Source organism: Vagococcus zengguangii, assembly GCF_005145005.1.
Classification (GTDB): Bacteria; Bacillota; Bacilli; order Lactobacillales; family Vagococcaceae; genus Vagococcus_A; species Vagococcus_A zengguangii.
The window spans coordinates 983,491-1,006,608 of record NZ_CP039712.1 but is presented as its reverse complement, the minus strand read 5'-3'; the positions used below and the strand labels follow the sequence as shown (position 1 = coordinate 1,006,608).

At 36.5% G+C, this 23,118-nt stretch carries 22 protein-coding genes; 7 read left to right on the top strand and 15 right to left on the bottom strand.

The window, feature by feature from the left end; all coding sequences use genetic code 11:
• Positions 1-57: 57 nt before the first annotated feature.
• The 7 genes from FA707_RS04705 to FA707_RS04675 all read right to left on the bottom strand — a co-directional run bounded on the left by FA707_RS04705 (position 58) and on the right by FA707_RS04675 (position 8,731).
• Positions 58-2,799, bottom strand: coding sequence for an FtsX-like permease family protein (locus FA707_RS04705; RefSeq protein WP_168177346.1), 2,742 nt, complete (start codon positions 2,797-2,799; stop codon positions 58-60).
• Positions 2,800-2,810: 11 nt separating this feature from the next.
• A complete protein-coding gene (locus FA707_RS04700) occupies positions 2,811-3,512 on the bottom strand; it encodes an ABC transporter ATP-binding protein (RefSeq protein ID WP_136953138.1) in 702 nt (233 codons plus the stop codon).
• A 124-nt stretch (positions 3,513-3,636) separates the two neighbouring features.
• A complete protein-coding gene (locus FA707_RS04695; protein WP_246032349.1) occupies positions 3,637-5,316 on the bottom strand; it encodes an IS1182 family transposase in 1,680 nt (559 codons plus the stop codon).
• A 150-nt stretch (positions 5,317-5,466) separates the two neighbouring features.
• The gene (gene dhaL / locus FA707_RS04690) at positions 5,467-6,063 is read right to left on the bottom strand and encodes a dihydroxyacetone kinase subunit DhaL (protein WP_136953137.1); all 597 of its coding nucleotides are present in this window, start codon (positions 6,061-6,063) and stop codon (positions 5,467-5,469) included.
• Positions 6,064-6,073: 10 nt separating this feature from the next.
• Positions 6,074-7,057 (bottom strand): dihydroxyacetone kinase subunit DhaK, encoded by a 984-nt coding sequence (gene dhaK / locus FA707_RS04685; protein WP_136953136.1) that lies wholly within the window; start codon positions 7,055-7,057, stop codon positions 6,074-6,076.
• 3 nt (positions 7,058-7,060) lie between these two features.
• Positions 7,061-7,459 carry a dihydroxyacetone kinase phosphoryl donor subunit DhaM gene (gene dhaM / locus FA707_RS04680; RefSeq protein ID WP_136953135.1) on the bottom strand — a complete coding sequence of 133 codons (399 nt, stop codon included), beginning with the start codon at positions 7,457-7,459 and terminating at the stop codon, positions 7,061-7,063.
• Positions 7,460-7,600: 141 nt separating this feature from the next.
• Positions 7,601-8,731, bottom strand: a complete 1,131-nt coding sequence (locus FA707_RS04675; RefSeq protein ID WP_136953134.1) for a glycerol dehydrogenase — start codon at positions 8,729-8,731, stop codon at positions 7,601-7,603.
• A 217-nt stretch (positions 8,732-8,948) separates the two neighbouring features.
• On the opposite strand from FA707_RS04675, the gene FA707_RS04670 reads away from it, so the two are divergent.
• The 7 genes from FA707_RS04670 to FA707_RS04640 all read left to right on the top strand — a co-directional run bounded on the left by FA707_RS04670 (position 8,949) and on the right by FA707_RS04640 (position 14,277).
• The gene (locus FA707_RS04670; RefSeq protein WP_136953133.1) at positions 8,949-9,953 is read left to right on the top strand and encodes a PocR ligand-binding domain-containing protein; all 1,005 of its coding nucleotides are present in this window, start codon (positions 8,949-8,951) and stop codon (positions 9,951-9,953) included.
• 165 nt (positions 9,954-10,118) lie between these two features.
• Entirely contained in the window at positions 10,119-10,634 is a 516-nt protein-coding gene (locus FA707_RS04665) for a YbaK/EbsC family protein (RefSeq protein ID WP_136953132.1), read from the top strand.
• Positions 10,635-10,819: 185 nt separating this feature from the next.
• The gene (locus tag FA707_RS04660) at positions 10,820-11,020 is read left to right on the top strand and encodes a hypothetical protein (RefSeq protein ID WP_136953131.1); all 201 of its coding nucleotides are present in this window, start codon (positions 10,820-10,822) and stop codon (positions 11,018-11,020) included.
• Positions 11,007-11,366 carry an IS66 family insertion sequence element accessory protein TnpB gene (tnpB, locus tag FA707_RS04655; protein ID WP_136953130.1) on the top strand — a complete coding sequence of 120 codons (360 nt, stop codon included), beginning with the start codon at positions 11,007-11,009 and terminating at the stop codon, positions 11,364-11,366. The genes FA707_RS04660 and tnpB overlap by 14 nt, the downstream gene beginning before the upstream one ends.
• 86 nt (positions 11,367-11,452) lie before the next feature.
• On the top strand, positions 11,453-11,668 hold the full coding sequence (locus FA707_RS04650; RefSeq protein ID WP_136953129.1) for an IS66 family transposase: 216 nt from the start codon (positions 11,453-11,455) through the stop codon (positions 11,666-11,668).
• 8 nt (positions 11,669-11,676) lie between these two features.
• Positions 11,677-12,981 (top strand): IS66 family transposase, encoded by a 1,305-nt coding sequence (gene tnpC, locus FA707_RS04645; protein ID WP_136953128.1) that lies wholly within the window; start codon positions 11,677-11,679, stop codon positions 12,979-12,981.
• A gap of 246 nt (positions 12,982-13,227) precedes the next feature.
• Positions 13,228-14,277, top strand: a complete 1,050-nt coding sequence (locus tag FA707_RS04640; RefSeq protein ID WP_136954183.1) for an IS30 family transposase — start codon at positions 13,228-13,230, stop codon at positions 14,275-14,277.
• 244 nt (positions 14,278-14,521) lie between these two features.
• Here the strand turns inward: FA707_RS04640 and FA707_RS04635 are convergent, their stop codons facing one another.
• The 8 genes from FA707_RS04635 to FA707_RS04600 form a co-directional block, all read right to left on the bottom strand.
• Positions 14,522-17,170, bottom strand: a complete 2,649-nt coding sequence (locus FA707_RS04635; RefSeq protein ID WP_136953127.1) for a BspA family leucine-rich repeat surface protein — start codon at positions 17,168-17,170, stop codon at positions 14,522-14,524.
• Between the two features lie 180 nt (positions 17,171-17,350).
• Complete coding sequence (locus FA707_RS04630) at positions 17,351-18,163, bottom strand: WxL domain-containing protein (RefSeq protein ID WP_136953126.1); 813 nt, start codon at positions 18,161-18,163, stop codon at positions 17,351-17,353.
• A 49-nt stretch (positions 18,164-18,212) separates the two neighbouring features.
• A complete protein-coding gene (locus tag FA707_RS04625) occupies positions 18,213-19,016 on the bottom strand; it encodes a WxL domain-containing protein (RefSeq protein WP_136953125.1) in 804 nt (267 codons plus the stop codon).
• A 37-nt stretch (positions 19,017-19,053) separates the two neighbouring features.
• The gene (locus tag FA707_RS04620) at positions 19,054-19,824 is read right to left on the bottom strand and encodes a WxL domain-containing protein (RefSeq protein WP_136953124.1); all 771 of its coding nucleotides are present in this window, start codon (positions 19,822-19,824) and stop codon (positions 19,054-19,056) included.
• A 2-nt stretch (positions 19,825-19,826) separates the two neighbouring features.
• The gene (locus FA707_RS04615) at positions 19,827-20,138 is read right to left on the bottom strand and encodes an EF2685/EF0750 family sortase-dependent surface protein (RefSeq protein WP_136953123.1); all 312 of its coding nucleotides are present in this window, start codon (positions 20,136-20,138) and stop codon (positions 19,827-19,829) included.
• A 31-nt stretch (positions 20,139-20,169) separates the two neighbouring features.
• Positions 20,170-21,174: a WxLIP family cell surface protein gene (locus FA707_RS04610; RefSeq protein ID WP_136953122.1), complete on the bottom strand. Its 1,005-nt coding sequence runs from the start codon at positions 21,172-21,174 to the stop codon at positions 20,170-20,172.
• A 185-nt stretch (positions 21,175-21,359) separates the two neighbouring features.
• Complete coding sequence (locus tag FA707_RS04605) at positions 21,360-22,193, bottom strand: WxL domain-containing protein (RefSeq protein ID WP_136953121.1); 834 nt, start codon at positions 22,191-22,193, stop codon at positions 21,360-21,362.
• Positions 22,194-22,213: 20 nt separating this feature from the next.
• A complete protein-coding gene (locus tag FA707_RS04600; RefSeq protein WP_136953120.1) occupies positions 22,214-23,116 on the bottom strand; it encodes a WxL domain-containing protein in 903 nt (300 codons plus the stop codon).
• Between the last annotated feature and the right edge of the window lie 2 nt (positions 23,117-23,118).

Sequence of the window (23,118 nt, the reverse complement as noted above, 5' to 3'; positions counted from 1 at the left end):
AACATATTCAAAAAAAAACCACAAAAAAGAACCTAGATTCTTCCTTGTGGTTGTTGCCTATTCGTTAGATTTTAAGGCTTCAATCATATTAATGTGTTTCAATTTAACATGTGTCACCCACATGACAATCCCAGAAAAAATGGCAGTCATTAATGCGGAAATTAAGTAACCGTTCCGTTTAATAATCATTGGGAAGACCATCATATCTGAACTAGCCATCGTCAAAATAAACCACGTTAAAACTTGTCCTACAACAAAGCCTATTAATATACCAATAATCGTAAACACGACATTCTCTCGAATAATATGCATCGTCACTTCTTTATCATAAAAACCTAACACTTTAATTGTGGCAAGTTCACGTTCACGTTCTGAAATGTTGATGTTTGTTAAGTTATAAAGCACTACAAATGCCAATGTACCTGACAAGATAATAAAAATTGCGACGATCGAACCTAAACTTTCAGATGCAATGGCTTGTTTAGCAATCTGATCAGAAATGTAGGTTGTATTTAGAACCGCACCACTATCAATTAGTTCCTCTGCCAATGATTGTTCTTGTTTGTTTGTCTGTTTCTCCGTCTTGACTAGTAATGTATTGGCAGTAATAGGTTGCTTCATAACTGATTCATAATAGGTTTGAGTCATATAAATAACGTGGCCTAAATAGTTTTCAATCATTCCTTTAATTTTTACTTCGATAAGAGTACCTTCGCTTGTTTCAAGTGCTAACGAATCCCCAACCGCTACTTCATAAGTTTTAGCAATTCGAGGACTAATCAACACACCGGTTTCAGGCACGTTTCGTTTCTTACCTGTTTTTTCGTCATGTAGCGTCACAAATTTTTCTAAATCGGTTAAATCATCGGTGATGGTCACTGTCGCAAATTGACCAGCTTTATGCTTCTCACGAATCGTCATTTGCTCTGAATAGACCGGCATCACTTCATTCACTTGGGAATGCTCGTTTAAAATTGCCGTTGCTTTATCAACGTTACCTTCCTCGCTTAACGAAACAATTGCCTGGTAATGCACCAATTCATTGAATTGTTTATCGACAGGCGCTGAAATCGAATCATTCAAGCCAAAACCTGCTATCATTAAGCCTGTACAGCCTGCTATCCCCATGATTGTCAGAATCATACGCGCTTTATACCTGAAAATATTACGATACGTCACTTTTTGAAAAAAATTCAAACGATTCCAAATAGGGGTAATTTTCTCTAAGAAAACGCGTTTACCTGCTTTAGGTGCCTTGGGCATTAAAAGCGCGGTTGGTTTTTCACGTAAGTTGCGGGATAACACTAGTAAGGCCGAACCTAATGTCGAACCTAGAGCTGATAGGACCGCAATTAAGATTGGGATAGGGAAAAATTTCGTCGTATAAACTGGGAAAATATTGTTAACCTTTTGCATCTCGAACACGACCAATGGTAATAGTTTTGCACCAATTAATACACCAAGAGTAGTTCCGATAAATGCAGCTAATAAGGTATACAATATATATTTACTTGCAATCTCACCGTTACGATAACCTAACGCTTTTAGCGTTCCAATTTCTTTACGATTTTCTTCAACCATCCGTGTAATGGTTGTAAAAGTAATCAAAATCGCAATTAAGAAAAAGAAAACCGGGAAGACATTTGCAATCGCATCTATGCGTTCTGATAAGCTTTGATATTCCGTATAACCAGGGTTGCTTGCTTGGTTATTAACGATAAAGCGGGCTTTTTTCATTTCATCTAAATCAGCTTGCGCATCCGTTAATTGTTGTTGTGCATCAGCTAGTTCGGTTTGATTAGCTGTTAAATCAGCTAGCTGTTGGGTTAATTCTGCTTTTTTATCAGCCAATTGAGTCAGTCCATCACCAAATTGACTTACTGCTAACTTCTCGCCAATTTGCATTGCCAACATGTCAGATTGTTCTTTCAACTGATCATACTGTTTAGTTATTTCAGACAAACCCGCTTCGACCTGGTTTATTCCGTTATTTAGTTGCTGTGTTTTATCATTTAGCTCTGCTTGATTTTTATCAAGTTCGGCCTGTGCGTCAGCCTTAATCTCATTTAGACGAGCGCTTTGACGTGGGTTTAATGCGTCTTCAATCGCGGTTTGTTTTTCTAAAGAACGTGTTTCATAAACTTTAGAAAAACTACTTTCCTGTTGCAACTCACTAAACGAAACATACATCGTGGTATATGCGTCCATTTCAAAATTCTCTTCTGGTAAATAAACAAAGCCTTTGACAACACCGTCGCCAATATTAGTGACACCACGTTCATCGACATCCATGTACAGAGCGGTTTGAACATAACCAACCACCTGATAAATTGTCTGCTTCAAATTATCGTCTTGAATCGTTAATGTGTCTCCGATGGAATACGTCTCTTTTAGCTGATAATCTACCACTACTTCATTCGCTTTTTGAGGTAAATGGCCTTTCATCACTTCTAAGTTATTTTGCTTAGTGTCTGTTTGATAGCTGTAAACTTGTAAAATTAAGTTATGGGTTTCGTCAATATAAGAAAAATTATGACCCATCTCCACTTGAGCACCCGGAAGTTCACTAACTACTCGCTGTTCTTCTTCGGTTAAGCCTAGCGTAGAAACTACTTGAAAATCTGAAAGATGATATTTTGTAAAATAATTATCAGCAGTTAATTCTAAGTTGGGACCAACTGATTTAATACCGACAAACAATAAGACACCCATCAAAATAATAATTACGACAGCGATAAACCGTCCTAGTGATTTTTTTATATCTATAAACGTTGATTTAAGGTACAAATCTATTTTCAATGAACTGTCACCTACCATTCGATTTGATCAACTGAGATCGGTTGTTCATTGATTTCTATTTTTTTTACTCTGGCATCATTAATATGAATCACTTTATCTGCCATCTGGGCAATTGCGGAATTATGCGTAATAATTAAGATGGTTTTATTAAAGTCTCGACTTAAATTTTGAAGCAATTGTAAGACTTGTTTGCCTGTTTCAAAATCTAACGCACCCGTAGGTTCATCACACAATAACATTTTAGGGTTCTTTGCAATGGCTCTTGCTATTGATACACGCTGTTGTTCACCGCCTGAAAGTTGCGCCGGAAAATTTGCCATACGATGACCTAACCCTACTTGGTTTAAGACTTCTTCAACATTTAACGCATCTTTACAAACAGCTGTTGCCAATTCGACATTTTCCTTCGCCGTTAAATTAGGGACTAAATTGTAAAACTGAAAAACAAAGCCGACATCTGTACGACGATACTCTGTTAATTGCTTATCACTAAACTTAGCAATATTTTGTCCATCCACTAACATATCACCTGACGTCGGAACATCCATCCCACCTAACATATTTAATACAGTTGATTTTCCTGCCCCGCTTGGACCTAAAATAACTGTTAGTTCTCCTTGATCTATAGTAAAACTTACATCATTATTCGCAATAATTTCTGTTTCACCCATGTGATATTTCTTGTAAACATGATTAACTTCAATAAAACTCATCAAGCGACCTCCCTAACTCGGTTTCTATAAAATGACTATCCTTTTATATAATAGGTTTATTATAACAAATAATAAAATTAAGCGGTCAAATTTTCGTAAAAAGTCAAAGAATATTTATATAGTCTTATGGTTTTACACATAAAAATGAGGCTGTGACAAAAGTTAGTGTTATTAGTCTAAAATAAAAAATCCGAAACGGACAAAAAGTGTTATTTTTCGTTTGTTTCGGATTTTTTCTATTTTCTATGTCTTTCTGCGTCTCCCAAGACGCTAATTTCATCATATTTAGCGCCAAGGAAACAATACCGGTTTCCTTGAGAACTTTTCCAAGTCCTCTCACAGAGAAACGAGTGAAGCCCAAAGAAGCCTTCATCCGTCCGAAAACTGGTTCCACATCAATCTTACGTTTAGCGTAAATTTTTCCAGTTTCTTTCGTTGAAAGAAAATCTCGTTGCTTCGCTTTATAATATTCCCATGAAGGATTAATCATTATTTTTCTTATGTGGCCTTTGGCTGTTAACGCAGCAGGAATTTCTTCACGATTTTCGTCATATTTTTCTGCCACATATTCCTTGAAATCACGTGAAAAACCGTCTTTGTCTGTGCGTTTTCGATACGTATTAAAATTAAAACGGACTCCTTTTGGGTCAATATAATAGTCTTCTTTTTCTTCGTAAAACCAATTCATTACCTTTTTATCATCTGACTGCCATTTCTTACTATTTTCTTTCAACATTGTCCCGTACGGGATTAATGAGGTATGTTGAGATAATTTGTCTTCTAGATATTGATAGTTACTTTCTGAACAATAACCTGCATCTGCTACTATATACATGGCATCCTTTTCTGCTAAATTCATTTTTTCTAAGAAAGGGATTAACGTTTTAGTATCTGTTGGATTTTGGTAAACATCATAGCCTACGATAAATTGCTTGCTCGTAGCAATTTGCAGATTATAAGCTGGCTTAAGCTGACCATTTTTCATGTGATCTTCTTTTACTCTCATGAAAGTGGCATCGTGATCAGTTTTTGAAAAGCTGTTTCGTTTCCCGAAAGTCTTAAATTGCTTTTGATGTTCTAGCATTTTAGCTCGACGTGCAGCTAATTTTCTTTTAGTTGATTTTAAAGAACGTCGTTCTTGTTTAGCAGGGTTGGGAGAAAGCTTAGGTGTTGTTTCAATTTGTTTTTCTAATTCTTCTAATCTGAATTCTAAACGAGTTAGAACTTCATCAACCATATCTAAAGACAGATTAGAACCATCTGGTATATGAGACGACGAATAAGCCTCTTTTAATTCATTCATTAAAGAGACGGTTGCTTCTCGATTCATCGCATCGAAACGAATCGTGCTTTTCTTCCAAACAAAACTAAATTTATTGGCATCAGCTAAAATTTTAGTTCCATCAATAAAAATGGCATCATCAATCATGTTTTGTTGACGTAAATAAGCGGTTAGCTGCTCCAAGCCTTGATTAATAAGACCTTCTAATTCATCAGATATTCTAAAGCGTGCAATCGTTCGATAAGAAGGCATCATTTCTTGTGTTAACCAACGATCCGGTAGGCTCTCTTCAGCCAATTGAGCAATTTTACGACTACTAAAAACACTGCGTGTGTACGCAAATAAGACCAGCTTTAACATAGCAGATAAATTATATTGACGTGGTCTTCCGAATAAATAAGATTCTTTGATTTTTAATGTTTCAACTAGCTCGTTAATAAACCAAGCCGTATTATTTTTTTCTGGAATATATGAAGTTGTAATATCCAAACTTAACTGATTCATGTTATAATTAGAATACATTTTTTGGTCCTTTCTAGGATTCTTTGAAGCATGGGTCGGACCGTGCTTCTTTTTTATTTTATTATACCAAAACCCCTGATAAATTTGTCTTTATTGCCAAATTTATCAGGGGTTTTTTTAGAGACTTATGTCACAGCCTCATACGAGTTTCTATAAATAGTTTAGCAAGCATGCAAATAATAACGCACTAGATGCTGCACCGGGATCAATATGACCAATGGCACGTTCACCTAAGTAAGAGGCGCGCCCTTTTTTAGCGACTAAATCTTTGGTTGCTTCTTTAGCTGCCATAATCTTTTCTTCATTTAATTGATTATTTTCTAAGGCAGTCACAACCGCTGACCATACATCGACCATTGTTTTATCACCTGGTTCAGCTTTTCCTCGCATTTGAATCCCTGCCAAACCTTGCTTGACTATTTCGGTTAAACTTTCGATTGAGTCAATAGTTTCCATGCCTTTTGTTGTTTTTGTCATATTCATAAAAGCTGTTCCGTATAATGGACCTGAAGCCCCACCTACTTTTGAAATCATCGCCATTGACAATGTCTTAAAGGTATCGCTGATAGTTGCCGGAAGTTGTTTAGCAAACGCTTCTTGATAGGCTCCTACACCACGAGCCATATTATTCCCATGATCACCATCACCAATCGGCGTGTCAAGTAAGCTTAGTTCGTCTTTATTTTCTTCGATTAATTTCGTATAATCATTTAACCATGCTTGAATGTCTTTTACTGTTAATTCCATAATCTACTCCTTACCAAGAAATTGTCGTAACGTCAGTATTTAATGCCTCTAACCAAGCTGTATTATTTAAGTCGATGAACGTTAATGATAGTCCTTGCATATCAATCGACGTCATATAGTTGCCGACTTTGTGGAACGTCACGTTAATACCATGATCAGCTAATAAATTAAGTACATCATTGATGAACACAAATTGTTCCATTAAAGGTGTACCACCCATACCATTAACTAAAACACCAATTTCCGTTGGTTTATCATCATAAGCTGCGACCAATTTGTCCACCATTTCTTCTGCTAATTGTCGAGAAGCTTGTAGTTTTTCACGACGGTAACCTGGTTCACCATGAATCCCAACCCCAAATTCAATTTCGTCTTCTTTTAATTCAAAACCTGGTTTACCAACTTCTGGGACTGTAGCGGCACGAAGCGCAACACCAATTGTTTTAGTGGCAGCTACAACTGCTTCTCCGAGCTCTTTAAGTTCTGTTAATGTAGCACCGTTTCTAGCAGCATCTCCCAAGATTTTATGAACCAAAACAGTTCCAGCCACACCACGTTTACCAGCAGTGTAAGTACTGTCTTCAACCGCAATATCATCATCGACCACAACGATTTCTACAGCGATATCTTCCATTTCAGCCATGTCTTTCGCCATTTCAAAATTTAAAATATCTCCCGTATAGTTTTTAACAATTAATAACACACCTTGGCCATGGTCAACTGCTTTAATAGCTGCTTCAATTTGATCAGGCGTTGGGGAAGTAAAAACATCCCCTAAAACCGCAGCACTTAACATGCCGTCACCAACAAAGCCTGCATGCGCTGGTTCATGACCACTACCACCGCCTGAAACTAATCCAACTTGTGAATGCTCAGCAGTTTTGGCAACAACACGAGTATCCTCAACCCGTCTAATTAACGTACTATAACTTTTCACCATACCTTCTAACATTTCTTCAACAATATGACTTGGATCATTAATAATTTTTTTCATTTATTACTCCCAACCTTTCTTACCAGCATTTTTTGCTTCAGTGATTATTTGGTTAATATCATCTGTTACACCCGCTGTAATGGCTGCTGCAAAAGCGCCTTCAACTAGTGGGGCATCAACTAATTTATATCGTGCTTGTTGATTTTCTTCTAACATGTCAAATGCTAGTTCAGAGCTCATTACCGCACTTCCCAAATCTGCAAAGACTAGATAGACATCTGAATCTTCCGCCTCATTTACCGCATCAATTAACTTCATCGGATCGCTTCCTAACTCTCCATCTGACGTGCCTCCTAATGAATAGATTGAAACAACATCGGAATTTGCCATTTGCTCAATCATCACTTTCAGGCCATCTGTAATTTCTTTACTATGTGATACTAATAGAATACTTTTTTTCATTATTAACGTCACTCCCACATTTCTATCTTTGCTTACCACTTCTACATTATACTAATAATTGGAAGCGATTTCAACAAGAGGCTATTTTCCAATTAAACAACTCCTAAAAAGATGTTCATTTTTTAGGAGTCATCTTCTTTATTAGTGTTTAGAATGATACTCTTGTCCTATTTTATCTGCTACGATAATCGCATTTGCCACATCTTCAACAATAATTGGGAAAGGCATAGAATGAATTGATTCTTCTGGAATACATGCGATTTTCGCCACTTCCATTGCTTCTTCAAACGTAATATTTTCAACGCCTAGTTCAGCTAACGTAATTGGCAAGTTAACTGAATAGCAGAAGTCTAAAACTTCTTCAAGTTCTGATTGGTCAGCGTTCTCTAAAACTAGCTGAGCGATGGTTGCAAAGGCAACCTTTTCACCGTGTAAATAGCTATGTGCACCATGTAAGGCAGTCATCCCATTGTGAATCGCATGAGCAGCTGCCAAACCACCACTTTCAAACCCAAGTCCTGAAAGCAAGATATTCGTTTCAACAATCTTATTTAATGCTTCTGTCACTACATTTGCGTCACAAGCAATTTTTGCTCGTAAGCCATCTTCTCTTAGATGATCCCAACATAATTTTGCTAGAGCTAGAGCCGCATATGTTCCAACTGCTGGAGGTGTCACACCTTCTCTTGTGCCCATTGGTAAACTTGCATTAACACGAGAATATGAATGGTGCGTTGCACGTGCTTCAAAGTAAGTTGATAATGCATCACCCATCCCGGCCACTAAAAATCTCGTTGGTGCTTTCGCAATTACTTTTGTATCAACTAATACAACACTAGGACTTTGTTTAAAGTAAGCATAGTCATCAAATGAGCCATCCTCATGATATAAAACTGCTGAATGTGAAGTTGGTGCATCTTGAGCTGCAATTGTTGGGACAATGATTAAATGTTCACCTTCTGCCACTACTTTAGACGCATCGATTGCTTTACCTCCGCCTAGTCCGATAATACAATCTGTTTGTTTTTCTGTTGCAACAGCTTGTAATCTTTTTGTTTCTTCACGTGTTACCTCACCGTTAAACCCACCCTCAATAAAACTCACATCGAATTTTTCGGCAGTTGCTTCTAATTGTGGTCTAACACGCTCTACATCTTCTTGACTTGCAATTAACAATGCTGACTTACCAAAAGTCGACACGAAATATCCTAAATTTAATAATTCATCTTCACCTTGTACATATTTTGTTGGTAAAATTAATGCTTTTCTCATGAGTTAATTCCTCCTTGTTTTTTATTACATACTTATCATAACCTCTAATGAAAGCGAAATCATTGAACGATGATAGCGTTTACTTATAAATTAAAGTTGAATTTTTTTGTTAAATTGAATTTTTTTGTAAAAAATAATCGTCAAAATGATATAATATTAATAAATACGATTATTTAATAAACATTTTCTACCAATGACAGTTAGGAGCATTTTACTAATGGCGTACAAAATTGAAGAAGTATTGGATTTAAAAAAATGGGAAACATTGCAAGAAAGCATTGCGATTGCGACAAACCTTGCGATCATCTTAGTGGACTACCAAGGTCGCCCTATCTCAACCCATAGTCAAGTTCAACCGTTTTGCTCTTTAGCTCGAAAGCATCCGGAGTTAAAGTTTTTTTGTGAAAAATGTGATGCCAGAGCGGCTATCGAAGCTGTACGGATGAATGAACCGTTTATATATCGCTGTCATTTTAATATTATTGATATGGCAATTCCTATTATGGTTGACAATCAATACACCGGGGCCATCATGGCTGGTGAAATCACCTTGCGAGACAATCATGACAAACTTGAACAAGTCCTCAACTTAGATCATCTTGAAAGCGTGCAAGCGTTCAAATGTGAACATGTTGACTTGTTTGAACAATATCCCTCACTAACCTTGGATGAACTAACTAAATTCGCTAATATGTTGAAAGATTTAAGTCATTATATTGTGAACGAGGCCATTAAAAAAGACTTTTTAGTTAAAACTTATAAACAGAGTTTAACGATTCGCAAGAAAGATGACAGAGTCGTCACTTCAACTAATCTTGATAATCTAGAATATGTGGAAAAAGAGTTAAAACAGTCCCTATTAGATAAGCGTTTAAATAACCTCTCGACTAAACGATCTTTGAAAAATAAACAATTACAACCAGCAATTGATGCTATTTTTTACAACAAACAAGAAAATCTTGATTTAACTACTTTAGCGTCGTTATGTAATTTAAGCCCTAGCTATCTAAGTCGTTTAATTAAAGAAGAATTTGGCGAACCATTCACAAAAGTTTATACGAAATTAAAAATAAGCTGGGCGAAAAAATTGCTTAAAACAACCGACTTACCTATCAATCAAATAAGTGATGAATTGGGATACGTGGAACCAAGCTATTTTGTTAGAACATTCAAAAAGGTCACAGGCATGACACCATTGAAATATCGAAAAAATAGTAATTAATCGCATGACAAAAAGGCTTTTTTTTGTCATCCTTTTTTCATCTGCTCGCCGAACAGCTGCTCTTATATCTTAAGAATAAAAGTTGCTTGCTGCTAATATGTGGCTTATGATTGGTTTATCATCTTGTTTTATTAAACAAACACTTAATTGGATGGAGGAGATAAGATGGATACAACTGAATATGAGTTAGCCCAACTGAACAAAGAGTTAATGGATACGATAAGATTACTTAGAATTCCTTATAAAATCGTTGAACACCCTCCTGCTACTACAACAGAAGAAGCGGATGCTTTTATTGATGGGCATCAGGGAGTGCGTACAAAAAATTTATTTTTAACAAACAAACGAAAAAGCGCTTTCTTTTTGATTGTGATGGACGATAAAAAACGGCTAGATATTCATCATTTTAAAAATCTTATTGGTTCCCAAAGTCGTATCAAACTAACGTCTAGTGAAACAGCTATCAAAAAAATGAAACTTCCTCCTGGTTTAATTTCGATATTTGGATTACCTTATAACGCCGACAAAGATGTTCAAGTTTTTTTCGACCAAGAAATATTGGAGGAAGAATACTTAACCTTTCACCCGAATATCAACACGCAAACCATTTTTTTAAAGAAGGCTGATACCTTAGAATTAATTAAACACTATGGTTATGATATTCAAGTAATAGCGTTATAACCATACTAAGTAGTAACAATTAAAATGAACCTGCCAGTATTCAATACACTGACAGGTTCATTTAATTACGTTAAGATTTGCTTAAAACACTTATACCATTGTAAGCGAGTAATAGTTGACCGTATTAAATTCTTAAACACCTCCGGGTATACTTAATTCATCAAGTATATCTGGAGGTGTTCTTTATGAACCAAGAAAGTTTACCATCTATCATCCTTGTTTCTTTAAGCAACGACTCTAGCAAGCTGTCTGCCCAAAACCAACCTATAAAACCTAAATTAGCTTGTCAGTTAAAAGTTGGAGAGGCTGATTTGAGAGTGTACAACGGGATTAGTCAATATATCCTGACTACAATTGTTAGGGAATTGACCAATGGGTCTAATTAATTATGCAGGCGTCCCACACATTTTTATTGTTTGTGGGAAAACAGACATGAGACGTGGTATTGATGGCTTGGCAGAAATCATCACCTGTCAATACAACCTCAACTTGTTTGATGAAGCACTCTTCTTGTTTTGTGGTGGAAAATTAGATCGCTTTAAAGCCTTATATTGGGATCAAGATGGCTTTGTCTTATTGTATAAACGATTAGAATCAGGAAAATTACAATGGTCTCGAAAAGCAGAAGAAGTCAAACAGCTATCTCATCAAGAGTTACGATGGTTATTAGAGGGACTCTCGCTTCAACAACCTAAAGCTTTGAAGCCATCGGCTCCAGGCTATCTTAATTAAATTTAAGCAAGGATAAAACTTTTTGTTTAACCTTGCTTATTTGTGTGATACACTTTCAAAAACAACTAGAAAGTGAGTCACATATAATGGAAGAACTAGTCAAAATTCTAATTAAAAATAATGAAAAATTGACACTTCAACTTGAAAGTCAGGCTAAACAAATTAAAGTGTTAACTGAACAAGTCGAGTACCTAACTAAAAAATTATTTGGTTCTTCTAGTGAGAAATCAGTAGACAATAATCAACTGTCTTTATTTGATGAGGAACCAGCGGTTTCCAAGAACCGGAGACAACCGAAGTAGAAACCGTCGTGACCACTACTACCCGACGTAAAAAACGTAAAGTCCATAAAGCAAAATTAATTGAACATTTACCAACAAATGATATCCACATCCATTTAGAGGGTGCGGATTATCTTTGTGAGCTTTGTGGTGATACGTTAAAAGTCATGGGTGAAAAAGTGGTCCGAGAAGAAGTGATATTTATTCCAGCACGTTTAGAAAAAAATCGCTATATCGAACATAGCTATGATTGCCAAGCTTGTCGAAAGCAAGATATTTCTTCTATCAAACGCGCACAGGCACCGAAGGCACCATTACAAAATAGTTTAGCAAGTCCTAGTGTGATTGCGTGGGTGATGCATCAAAAATATAATTTAAGTCTGCCACTTTATCGACAAGAAAAAGAATGGCAAAATTATGGATTACTTGTTTCTCGAAAAACTTTAGCAAATTGGTTAATCCGTGCATCAGAAGAGTGGCTACAACCAATATATGAACGTTTACGTCAGTATTTAATAAAAGAGCCTGTCATCCATGCGGATGAAACACCTTATCAAATTTTGAATCGTTCTGACGGGAAACCTAGTACTTCGCAAGCTCGCATTTGGTTATTCCAAGCTGTTCAAGAATCACAATATCCTATTACCTACTATCATTCATCGCTTACACGATCACGAGAAAACATCATCGAGGTGTTAAGTGAAGAATTTGAAGGTTATTGCCATTGTGATGGTTATGTCGCTTATCAAAATATCCCAGGACTAACCGTTGTAGGCTGTTGGGCACATATGAGAAGGAAATTTGTGGATGCCAGTGGTGATAAGGGACAAGCAGCAATTGGTGTTGCCTACTGTAATCAGTTATTCGCTTTAGAACGACGTTTTGAAAACTTATCGACAGCGGAAAGAAAATGGCAACGGCAGATTCAACTCAAACCGATACTAAAAGAGTTTTGGGAATGGTTGGAACAACTCCCTGTCCTAGCAAAAAGTAAACTAGGACAAGCGGTAGCTTATGGTAGACATTTGAAAGAGGAATTAATGCGTGTGTTAGAGGATGGACGCTTGGCTTTATCCAATAATTTAGCCGAGAGGAAAATTAGACCTTTAACTATTGGGCGTAAAAACTTCTTGTTTTCAAAGAGCGAACTGGGTGCAACAACCAATGCGATAGTGTATAGCATCATGGAAACTGCGAAGGCCAACGGCCTAAATCCCTATAGCTATCTTTGCCGACTCTTAACAGATTTACCGAATCTACCATTCAGACAACAACCTGAACTCATTGAAACGTATATGCCTTGGGCTCAAGAAATCCAAGATTTCTGTAAATAAAATAGTACAATACAAAAAGCGCCAGATAACTATGACTTGTTTAAAATCATAGCTTATCTGACGTTATTTGTGCACCCGTGTGACTATTACCCGCTTACAAAAGGTGAAGTTTTTACACTTCACCTAGTCACTTAATTTTGGCTAGTTGTAGAATCAAGTTAGCCACCCTAAGATAAATAAAAAACACCATGGTAAAAAATCATGTATCATTGAAGTACTCACTCAACAATGAAAGGAATTTTTACCATGGCTCAAATTAAGAGTAACACAAAAAAATCAACCTATAAACACCTTTCCTTCAAGGAAAGACAACTTATTGAATCCTGGCATAAGAATGGTAAATCAAATAGAGAAATTGGTAAACGGTTAGGTCGTCATCACCAAACGATTGCTAACGAGCTTAAACGTGGTACCACAACTCAAATTAAAGAAAATAGAAAAGTTAGACAACTCTATTTTGCTGATACAGGACAAGCCGTTTATATAAAAAACAGGAAGCGTTGTGGAGCTAAATCCAAATTAATAAGTGCCTTTGACTTTATTAATTATGCTTGTAAACAAATCATTGAATTTAATTGGTCACCAGATGCGATTGTTGGGTTTGTTAAATCCTTAGAGGATTTTGACAAACCTACAGTCTCCACTAAAACACTTTATAACTACATAGATAGTGGCATTCTACCAATAAGAAACCACCATCTTAAAATGAAGCTTAGGTTATCACCGAAGAAAAAGAAAAGCCATCAACATAAAAAAGAGCTAGGAAAATCAATTGATCTACGGCCAGCTTCGATTGATAGTAGACAATCTTTTGGTCATTGGGAAATAGATAGTGTTCTTGGAGCCAAAACAAAAGATGACAATGCTTTACTCACTCTCGTTGAAAGAAAAACACGCTACATGGTGACCGCTATTTTAGATGACCATACTGAAGAGTCTGTTTGCTATGCGTTAAAACAACTAGAAAAGCAGTTTGGTCATTTGTTTTCTCATGTGTTTAAATCAATCACCGCTGATAACGGAAGTGAATTTAGCTCATTACAAGACACCTTAAACCATGCGACTGATATTTACTTTGCTCATCCGTATTCCTCATGGGAACGTGGAACAAATGAACGGCATAATGGATTACTTAGGAGATTTGTTCCGAAAGGAACACCGATATATAAGTATTCAAAACAATTTATTCAGCAAGCTACTGATAGTATCAATTTTTTACCACGTAAGTTGTTAAACTATCGACAACCAGTCATACTATTTTTAGAAGAATTGGAAAAAATTAAAACCAAAACCTGATAGTAAAAGAGGTTTTGGTTAAAATAACATTGATATTTAGATTTTTTTACCTAAGTGGCTAACTTAATATTGCAATTTAGAGTCACTTAATTTTATAAAATTTGAGTCCATCAACACTATTTGACGAAGAGCCATAATAAATAAACACAAACAGGTACGATGAAAATATCATCGTACCTGTTTTCTTTATATTAACCTACTATTTAACTTTTTTCGCTCTAAGGCTCTCCATTTTTTTTACACATTAGTTGATTTCATTAGCAGGTGTATCCATTAACGACCAAATTATCGTACCTTCGTAATCACCTATTCTAGCTTGTCCTGGTAACACCGTTAGTAATAAATCTTCTTTATTAATCTCTATTACAACATCATTTGAGTTCTCTGTTTTTTCTTGATTATAAATTAATGCACCATTTACAGTATCAAGCGTCTGACCTTTATAACTTAATGCAGACTCCAAAATAGAAGAACCATTCGTTAATTCTTTCTCCATTTTACCATATAGGCTCCATCCTGTATCCACGCCACGACCGTCGTTAATAATAATTCTATTATCATCTGAAACTTCTTGATATTCATATTTTTGTGTAGAAGATGAAATTTTATTACTATTACCATAATTTATTGATAGTGGTGCTTTAACCAAACTTAATGGAGAAGCTTCCACTATTGTAACAACTTCATTTGATTTTCCAATAATAGTACTAGCACTATCCAGCAAATTCGAATCTAATTCTAACGTGATATCCGCTACTTCTTTGATTTCTGCGCCCGTTTCTGCGGTACGTGAAATTTTCCCATTATATGTTATTACCCATTCACGAGATAAACCTGCAACATCATTATAAGTTATTAATTTGTTATCTGAATCTAATTCAATTTCTACCTCGTCACCTTCTAAATTCATCATTTTTAGATTTGTTATATCCTCTAACGATGGGTCTATAACTTCACTGACTATTAAATTGTTCAAAGTATAATGATCTAAATCAATTAAATCATTTAATCTAATTGTCACCTTATAATTTAAAGTATCTTCTTTATTTGCAGTTTTTCCATCTAATGATGTGTTATCTGTATTAAATACTTCTTGTTTTAACTCTAGAGCATCATCTAGTTTAATGTACTTAAAAGTCACATCTTGTGTTTCTTCAGTAAGAACACCTGAAGCTTCCCCTTCTACACTTGCTAGTATATAATCGTCTATAGATTTTGCTTTAAACTGATATTCTTCTCCTACTCCACCTTCAAATTTCTCTTGTTCTCCTATCACTTGGTTCTCTTCATTCACAAAATTAATATTAATAATTTTGGAAATCAAGTTTAGATATGTGCTAGATTCAAAATGTTCGGTAGAATATAAGATTTCATACTTACCTGTTTTACTAAAGTCAATATCATGCGAGTATTGGACGTCTTCTGTATCCCAGTCACTGATATTACCGTATTCATCGGTTACTCTTTCTAAATGGACTTTGGGATCCCAAAGAGGTTCCTGATTAATATACATCGTCTCTTCCTTCAGGTATATTCCATAATAATCTAGCCATGTCCAAGTTCCTGATAAAGTTTGTCCGTTATACTCTGATTCCAATTGTTCTGCTGTCTTAGGGATACTGTCAAATTTCATGGTTTGTTGATTTTGTCTTCCCCATAACTTTAATTCAGTAGGCGGGACAAGAGAAGAGAAACCAGACTCTCCAGCTACTGAAGAATCCTTAAATGAAAAATCTTCACCCAACACTATTTTTTTCAAAACTAATGTTTCTTGATTCAAATCAAACATACCTGTTTGGTTCGTAATATTAGTCATATCGAATCCGCTAATATCAAGGTATTCTAGCGAATCCATATTTTGGAATAAACCGTCTGCTCTTTTTAAACTAGGGGTTTTCCAATTACTTAAATCAAGCGCCTTTAAGCTAGACATACCTCTAAATGCAGTCGCCATACCACCACCAGCCGTTTGTGGATCATACTCCTGTGAAACTGAAGCAACTTTAGAAACATCAAAATGATTAATGTTGAGTTCAGTTATTTTTGACATTCCAACAAACATACCAGACATATCTATTAAGTTTTCTGTTTCCCATCCAGAGAGGTCTAATTTTTCCAAACTTGTCATCGAACCGAACATTGACCTAGATGATCTAATATTATTCACTTTCCAAGCACTTAAATCTAATTCGGTTAAACTATTACAACCACTAAATAAACTATTAGTATTTGTTACATTGCTTACATCCCAGCTGGATAAATCTATAGAAAGCAGTGATTTCATATTCACAAATACGCCACGTAACATAGTACATTGAGAGACATCAACTTTTTCTAAACCACTAATACTTGTTACATTTGTAAAATCTCTAAAAAATGCATTTGCACCGGCGTCTATGAAGGTAACTTCACCCGTAATATTAATTTCTGTAATTGATGACATATCTATCTTTCCAGCAAAATATGCTCCAACACCATCTATTAAGTGTTCAAGAACGCCACCCGTAATGACTAAAGTTGTACCTTCAACACTATACTGAATAGTATCAGTATTAAACAATGAACTTGAATTCTCATTTTGCGAAGTATTCCCCTCAGATGCACTTTCTGAAGTCGCAACTTCTTCTGTGCTTTCGATTACCTCTTCTGATGAATCTTCCGACTCACTCATTACAGCCGATTCACTTGTTTCACTTGCCAAACTGCCATCTACCATACTCTGAGCAATCTCACTTGTTGGTAGGGTTTCTTCTAACACTTCTGTATTTATTTCATCCGCCTTTAACGGCGTCGCATTCCTTAAGACACTACTACTATATAAACCTAACGAACCTAACGCAATCGTTGTCACACTGACAAACGTTACCGTCTTATTAATTTTTTTATTAGTCAAAAAAATTACCTCCTGTTCTTTAACCAATTACCTTCGTTCTGTAACATCACAACATAACCTGCTTGTCTATCTTACTACAAAGGTTATTGGTGAAACAGTCCATAAATGTTTTGTGATTTAACAAGTTTGAACTGTTATAGTAACTCCTTAACATAACGTTAAGGAGCACTATCCACCTGATTAACTAGCAGGAACGTCACTTAGCGTCCATAGCAAGTTCGTTGTATAAACAGCCGCACGTTTCACCGCACTACCTGGTACATGTAAGTTGACACTCTCATTCAACTTAACCGTTTTTTCAACCACTTCTCCAGTATCATCTCTAAATGACATCGGACCGTCTGTCAACGCACTACTGCTTCCAAAGTAATAGGTGTATGTTCCTGCACCTTGCCCATCAGCAGCGCCCAACACTGTGTATTCTACTCCTGGATCAAAGGTTACCGTCTCCTCCATTAAAGCTAACTCTTTTTCTGAAGCAGTCGTCGCAAACGTTGCTTGTTTAAATGATAATTCAGCACCGTTCAAATCATTATCGCCAGTTTTGAATTGCGCTTCTTGTTTTACTTTTAATGTCCAGCCAGATAACGTCCCACGTTTATCTGTAATCTGCGCATAGTTTGGCACATCCACTAACGCATTATTTTTCACTACTTGTTGCGCTCTAGCAGGGTAATCTTCATTTGTGCTGACAATTTTTTGAACGCCAAAGTATAGATCCGACACGAAATCAATTGATAACGGTCCATCAGTACCTGGTGCTGGCTCTCCCGGATTAGATGGGTCAACATCTGGATCAGTTGGGTCAGTTGGAACAACTGGCTTATCTGGATCTGGTGTTTCAGGGTCAACCGGAGGTGTTGTGCTGTCATCTGGAATAAACTCTACAGAACCCGTTCCTGTTAACGACCCCACATCTGCTGCTTTAACAGTTGTGGCAAGTGTACCTAATACCATTGTGCTTAATAACGTTGCGGTTATAATTTTTTTCATTGGTTATTCTCCTTCTAATTAATGTTTTTATGAGCTAACTAGTTTACTGCTACGGTGTATCCGATAATGTCCATAATAAGTCGGTGGTATATTTTTCTGCTAACTTAGTTGAAGCACCTGGCACTTCTAAACTGATTTCTTTATTTAACTTTGTAATAGCTTCAGGATACGTGCCCTCATCGCCAGTATTAGTTGCCAAGCTATCATTGGTACCAAAGCGAAGAACCCAAGTTCCCATCCCTTTACCATCACTTGCCTGAACGACATCCACTTGTGTTCCAGTTTCCAACGTGAACGACTCGTTCAACACACTAGGAGCTGCCGAGCTGTTTTCAGCTTGTGTGTTCATGTTCCCGTCAGTAAAATGAATTTTAGTGTTAGCTAAAGTTTTAGTCGTTTCTGGTACTGTAAAGTCTTTTAATTGCTTAACTGATAACTTCCAAGTTGCCTGGTCATCGCCACGCACATCTGTTACTTGGACATAATTAGTTGTTAATTCATTATCTGGCCCGTATGGTTGAGCTGCAGCATAGTACGTTTGATTACTAGTCGAGATTTTTTGAAGACCAAAATATAATTTTGAAGCGAAATCTAATGATATTGGACCGGCATTTGGTGTTTCTGGATCTGGTAGATCCGTTCCAGGATTTTCTGGATCAGTTGGATTAATTGGTTTTTCTGGATCTGGTTTGTTTGGATCAACCGGATCCACTACTTCGTTGTTTGGTTCAAATCCAACACCTGCTTCGCTGGACGCTTCCTGTGGTAAGCCTTCAGCACTGACTGCGGGCATTAACCCACCTAATAATAACGTGTTCATTATAATAGTAGAAATAATCGTTGTTTTTTTCATTGCCTATTCTCCTTCTTTTAATAATAGTAGTAAGTTCTTATGATTCATTTGCCGGAATGTCTGATAACGTCCATAAGAAGTCTGTATAATATTGAACTGCATCTCTAGGTGTGGCACCAGGAACAAATAATTGAACGCCTGTATTTAATTGTTCACCATCAACCGTTGTTAAACCTTCCCAACGATCCACCCATGTCCCGACACCTTGGCCAATCGTTGCATCCATCACTAAGTAATCTTCACCTGGTTCAATCGTCACGTCGTGAACAGTCGGTGTTTGACTTTCTAATGTAATATTTGAATCTGCTTTACTATTTGTTAAAGTCACTTTGGCACCGGTTAATTCTTTGTTAATAGTGTCTTCATTTTTAAACGGCGCTAATTGTTTTACTGTTAAACGCCAGCCAGCATTCGTTCCTCGGTTATCGGTAATTTGGACATAGTTTGGACGTGTCGTACTTTCGTCTTTACCCTCTCCATCTGCATTGAAGAAATACTGTGCTTTTGCAAAATACGTTTGATCGATATTGACAATCTCGTGCACCCCAAAATCAAAGCTTGAAGCATAGTCAATTGATAATGGTCCAGTAGTGCCTGGTTCTGGTTTTCCATCAGGGTCCGTTGGGTTCCATGGTTCAACAGGCTTTCCAGGATCCGGTTCATTAGGATCAACCGGTGGAGTCACCGTTGTACTAGGGATAAACTCGACTTCTCCTTTAGCTGGATATGTTTTTTCTTCTTCTGCTAGTGATAGAATAGGGGCTGTAAACAATAATAATGCGATAGGACTCATATATATTTTTTTCATCTTTATAATTCCTCCATTTTTTTTTGTTGTGTTAGCAAGCCTAGACTTAATACTACTAGTAGACTTCCCAACCATAGATAAGATACTTTTGTTTCTCCGGTCTGTGGTAGTACTGGTCTTGAGACGATACCATTCCCATTATTATTGGGTAATTGAGGGCTTGGCGACGCGGTATCTGGACCATTATCTACGGGGTATTCACCCGTAAAACCGACCACGCCACTTGAACCATAACTTTTCTCCTCAGCTTGTACGAGGCTAACTGGTAGCATCAATAACAAACAACCTATGAGGACAAGATAGTATTTCATCATATTCGAGATTGTCTCCTTTCGTCCGATTTTATTATTTTTTCTTCTTAATTAATAAGAAAATAATAATCATAAGTAGTAGTGCTAAAATACCTATTCCAATGTAGATCAACCATTGATCATTGTTCTCTTCTATAGAGACATCGGTTTTATTCAACTCACGCGCTTTTTCAGCTGTGATTTCAAAATCTTGTTCAAATGTCCATTGGTCTTCACCAGAAGAAGCCTCGATATGCATGGTATACTTCCCTGCTTTTAATTTTTCTCCTTCTAATCTCAGTGGATAAGCCATGGTAGTATTTGGCGCCATCTGCATGCCTTCATTCTTCGTTTCATACAATGTTTCGGACTTATCTTTTTCTGTTACCTTGGCTGTTACATTAAATTTATTTAAATACTTAGCAACTGGATTCTGTAGATAACTATTAATAACATTACGAGCATTGACTTGGCTTGGTTCAACCTTTAACAGCTTCAAATCTGAAGCTAAGGTTGTTTCCGTTTGTCTCAACAACAAAGCAATAGAATAGGCAAATTTGTTTTCAATCGCCATCCCTTGTTGATTGTCTTTTTCCTCATCTTTTTCATCTTCATGTTCTCTAAAGGTCAACCCGCCTGCAAGCACGCCATCAAACGTCTTATCTGGTAACTTGATGGTGATTTTGTAATCCACTGTTTGCATGGCTGGAATGGTGACTGTTTCTTCTTTTGAGGTCACAACCTCCTTGAATTGAAGCGGCGCTGTTTCATCGGTGGTGGTATCCGTTACCCCATAATCAACCACTCCGTTAATATTTGTTGTAGCAGGCTCTATAAATGTTGCTACTTTTATCTCTTCGTTTGAATGATTTTTTATTTTTGCTACAATTTCTTGCGTTGTTGAAGGTTGAACTAATAAATCAAAATACGTACTTCCTTCTCTTTGGTTCTCTGGTAAAACAGCTTCCACACTAAATTTTAGCTCTGATGCTTCAATTGTCTCGTTGTATACCATCCCCCATACCAACAATGATAAAATCCCCATGACTATTTTTTTCATCCAAAATTCCTCCCCAACTTCACTTTAAACGTATAATAAATAACAGATATTATACTTACCTAATTTATGATAGCATCTGAATGGTTGTTACAACAACAAATATGAAAGCGATATTAAGATGTTAATATTCTAATAATAAACAACAAAAAAACGAGTGGGATAACCCACTCGTTTTCGTTGCTTTATTATAAATTTGCTGGCGTATTTTTTAATGTCCAAATTAAATCAGTACTATATTTTTGTGTTTTAATAACTGCTTTACCTGGTACTTTTAAATTAACATCTGGATTTAACATTGTTTCTTCAGGAACTACTTCTCCTGCTTCATTTTTCACATAAAGCGTTCCTGCTTCCAATGAATCAGATGACCCCATATAGTAGGTAAATGTTCCAGCACCTTGTCCTTCAGAAGTTCCTAATACCTCAACTTCTTGTCCTGCAGAAAGTGTAGTAGCACCCGTTAGCAGTGATACATCTTTAACATCTGATTTAGTAGCGTAATAAGCATTATTTAATGATAATTGTGCACCTACTAATACGTGAGGCGTTTCTTCACTTGTTTGGAATTCAGTCGCCTGTGTAACAGATAATGTCCAACCCGCTAACGTTCCACGTTTATCAGTCACTTGCGCATAGTTAGGTACATCTGACAATTCACCTGTTTCATCAAATACTCGTTGTGCTCTTGCTGCATAATTTTCAGTTTTACCAGTAATTTTATTCACTCCAAAGTAAAATGATGAAACATAGTCAATTGATAATTCTCCACCTGTACCTGGCTCAACTGGTTTCTCTGGATCTGGATCTGGATCTGTTGGTTCAACAGGAATTACTGGTTTCTCTGGATCTGGATTTTCTGGGTCAACGGGTGGTGTTGGTGTGTCATCAGCTTGGAATTCAACTGATGCATCTTTTGATAACGATACAGGGCCTTCATTATCATCTGCCAAAACGACAGTTGAAACAGTACTTAATAATAATGAACTTAATAATAGAGAGTTAATTAATTTGTTTTTCATTTTTTATCATCCTTTTCTTTTTATAATGTGTTTTCTGTGCTTTCTGTATTTCCTGGTGCATCAGTTAATGACCAAACAAGTTGTGTTGTATAAGCTTGGTTTAATTTAGTTGCTTTACCTGGTACTTCTAAACGAATATCAGTGTTTAAGTTATGGGTTGCTTCATCGTATGCTTCAGTATCCACCGTCACACCCTCTATTTCAACAGTAGCATTAGTTTTATCAACTGGAGTGACTGCTGTTCCAAAACGAGTTACCCATGTCCCAAAGCCTTGATTTTGGCTATTATCTGCGGTGGTAACATTGAAAGACGCCTCTTTTTCTAAGGTAAATGTCTGCAGAACGTGCGGTTTAGCAGAAGTAGTATCTTGTTCTGAATTGGCGTTAACATTTGTGAAAACAATTTTAGCACCTTCTAACTCTTTTGACTGCGCTAGCCCTTCACTATCAGTAATCGGGGTTGTAAAAGCATTAGGTTGACTTACATTCAATTGCCATTTTCCGTCAATTAATCCACGACTATCAGTTACTTGAACATAGTTTGTAGTTTCTAAATATTGACCTGGATTTTCTTTATCTTGATACAATTGAGCGGCTGCAAAATAAGTTTGGTCTTTTGTACTAATTTTTTGATTACCAAAGTACAATTTAGACGCAAAGTCTAAAGATAAAGGTCCTTTGTTTCCGGTAGGTGGTTCAATCGGTTTAGTAGGGTCTGTAGGATCTACCGGATCAATCGGTTTAGTTGGATCGGGGTTTTCTGGATCAACGGGTGGCGTTACTTCACCATCACCAGACTTGAACCCTACACCAGCTTCTGTGTCGATTCCCTGAGAAACCTCTTCAGCAAATACCCCTGTTGAAACTGTTCCTAATACTAACGTGCTTAATAATACTGTTGAAATTACTTTAGTTGCTTTCATTT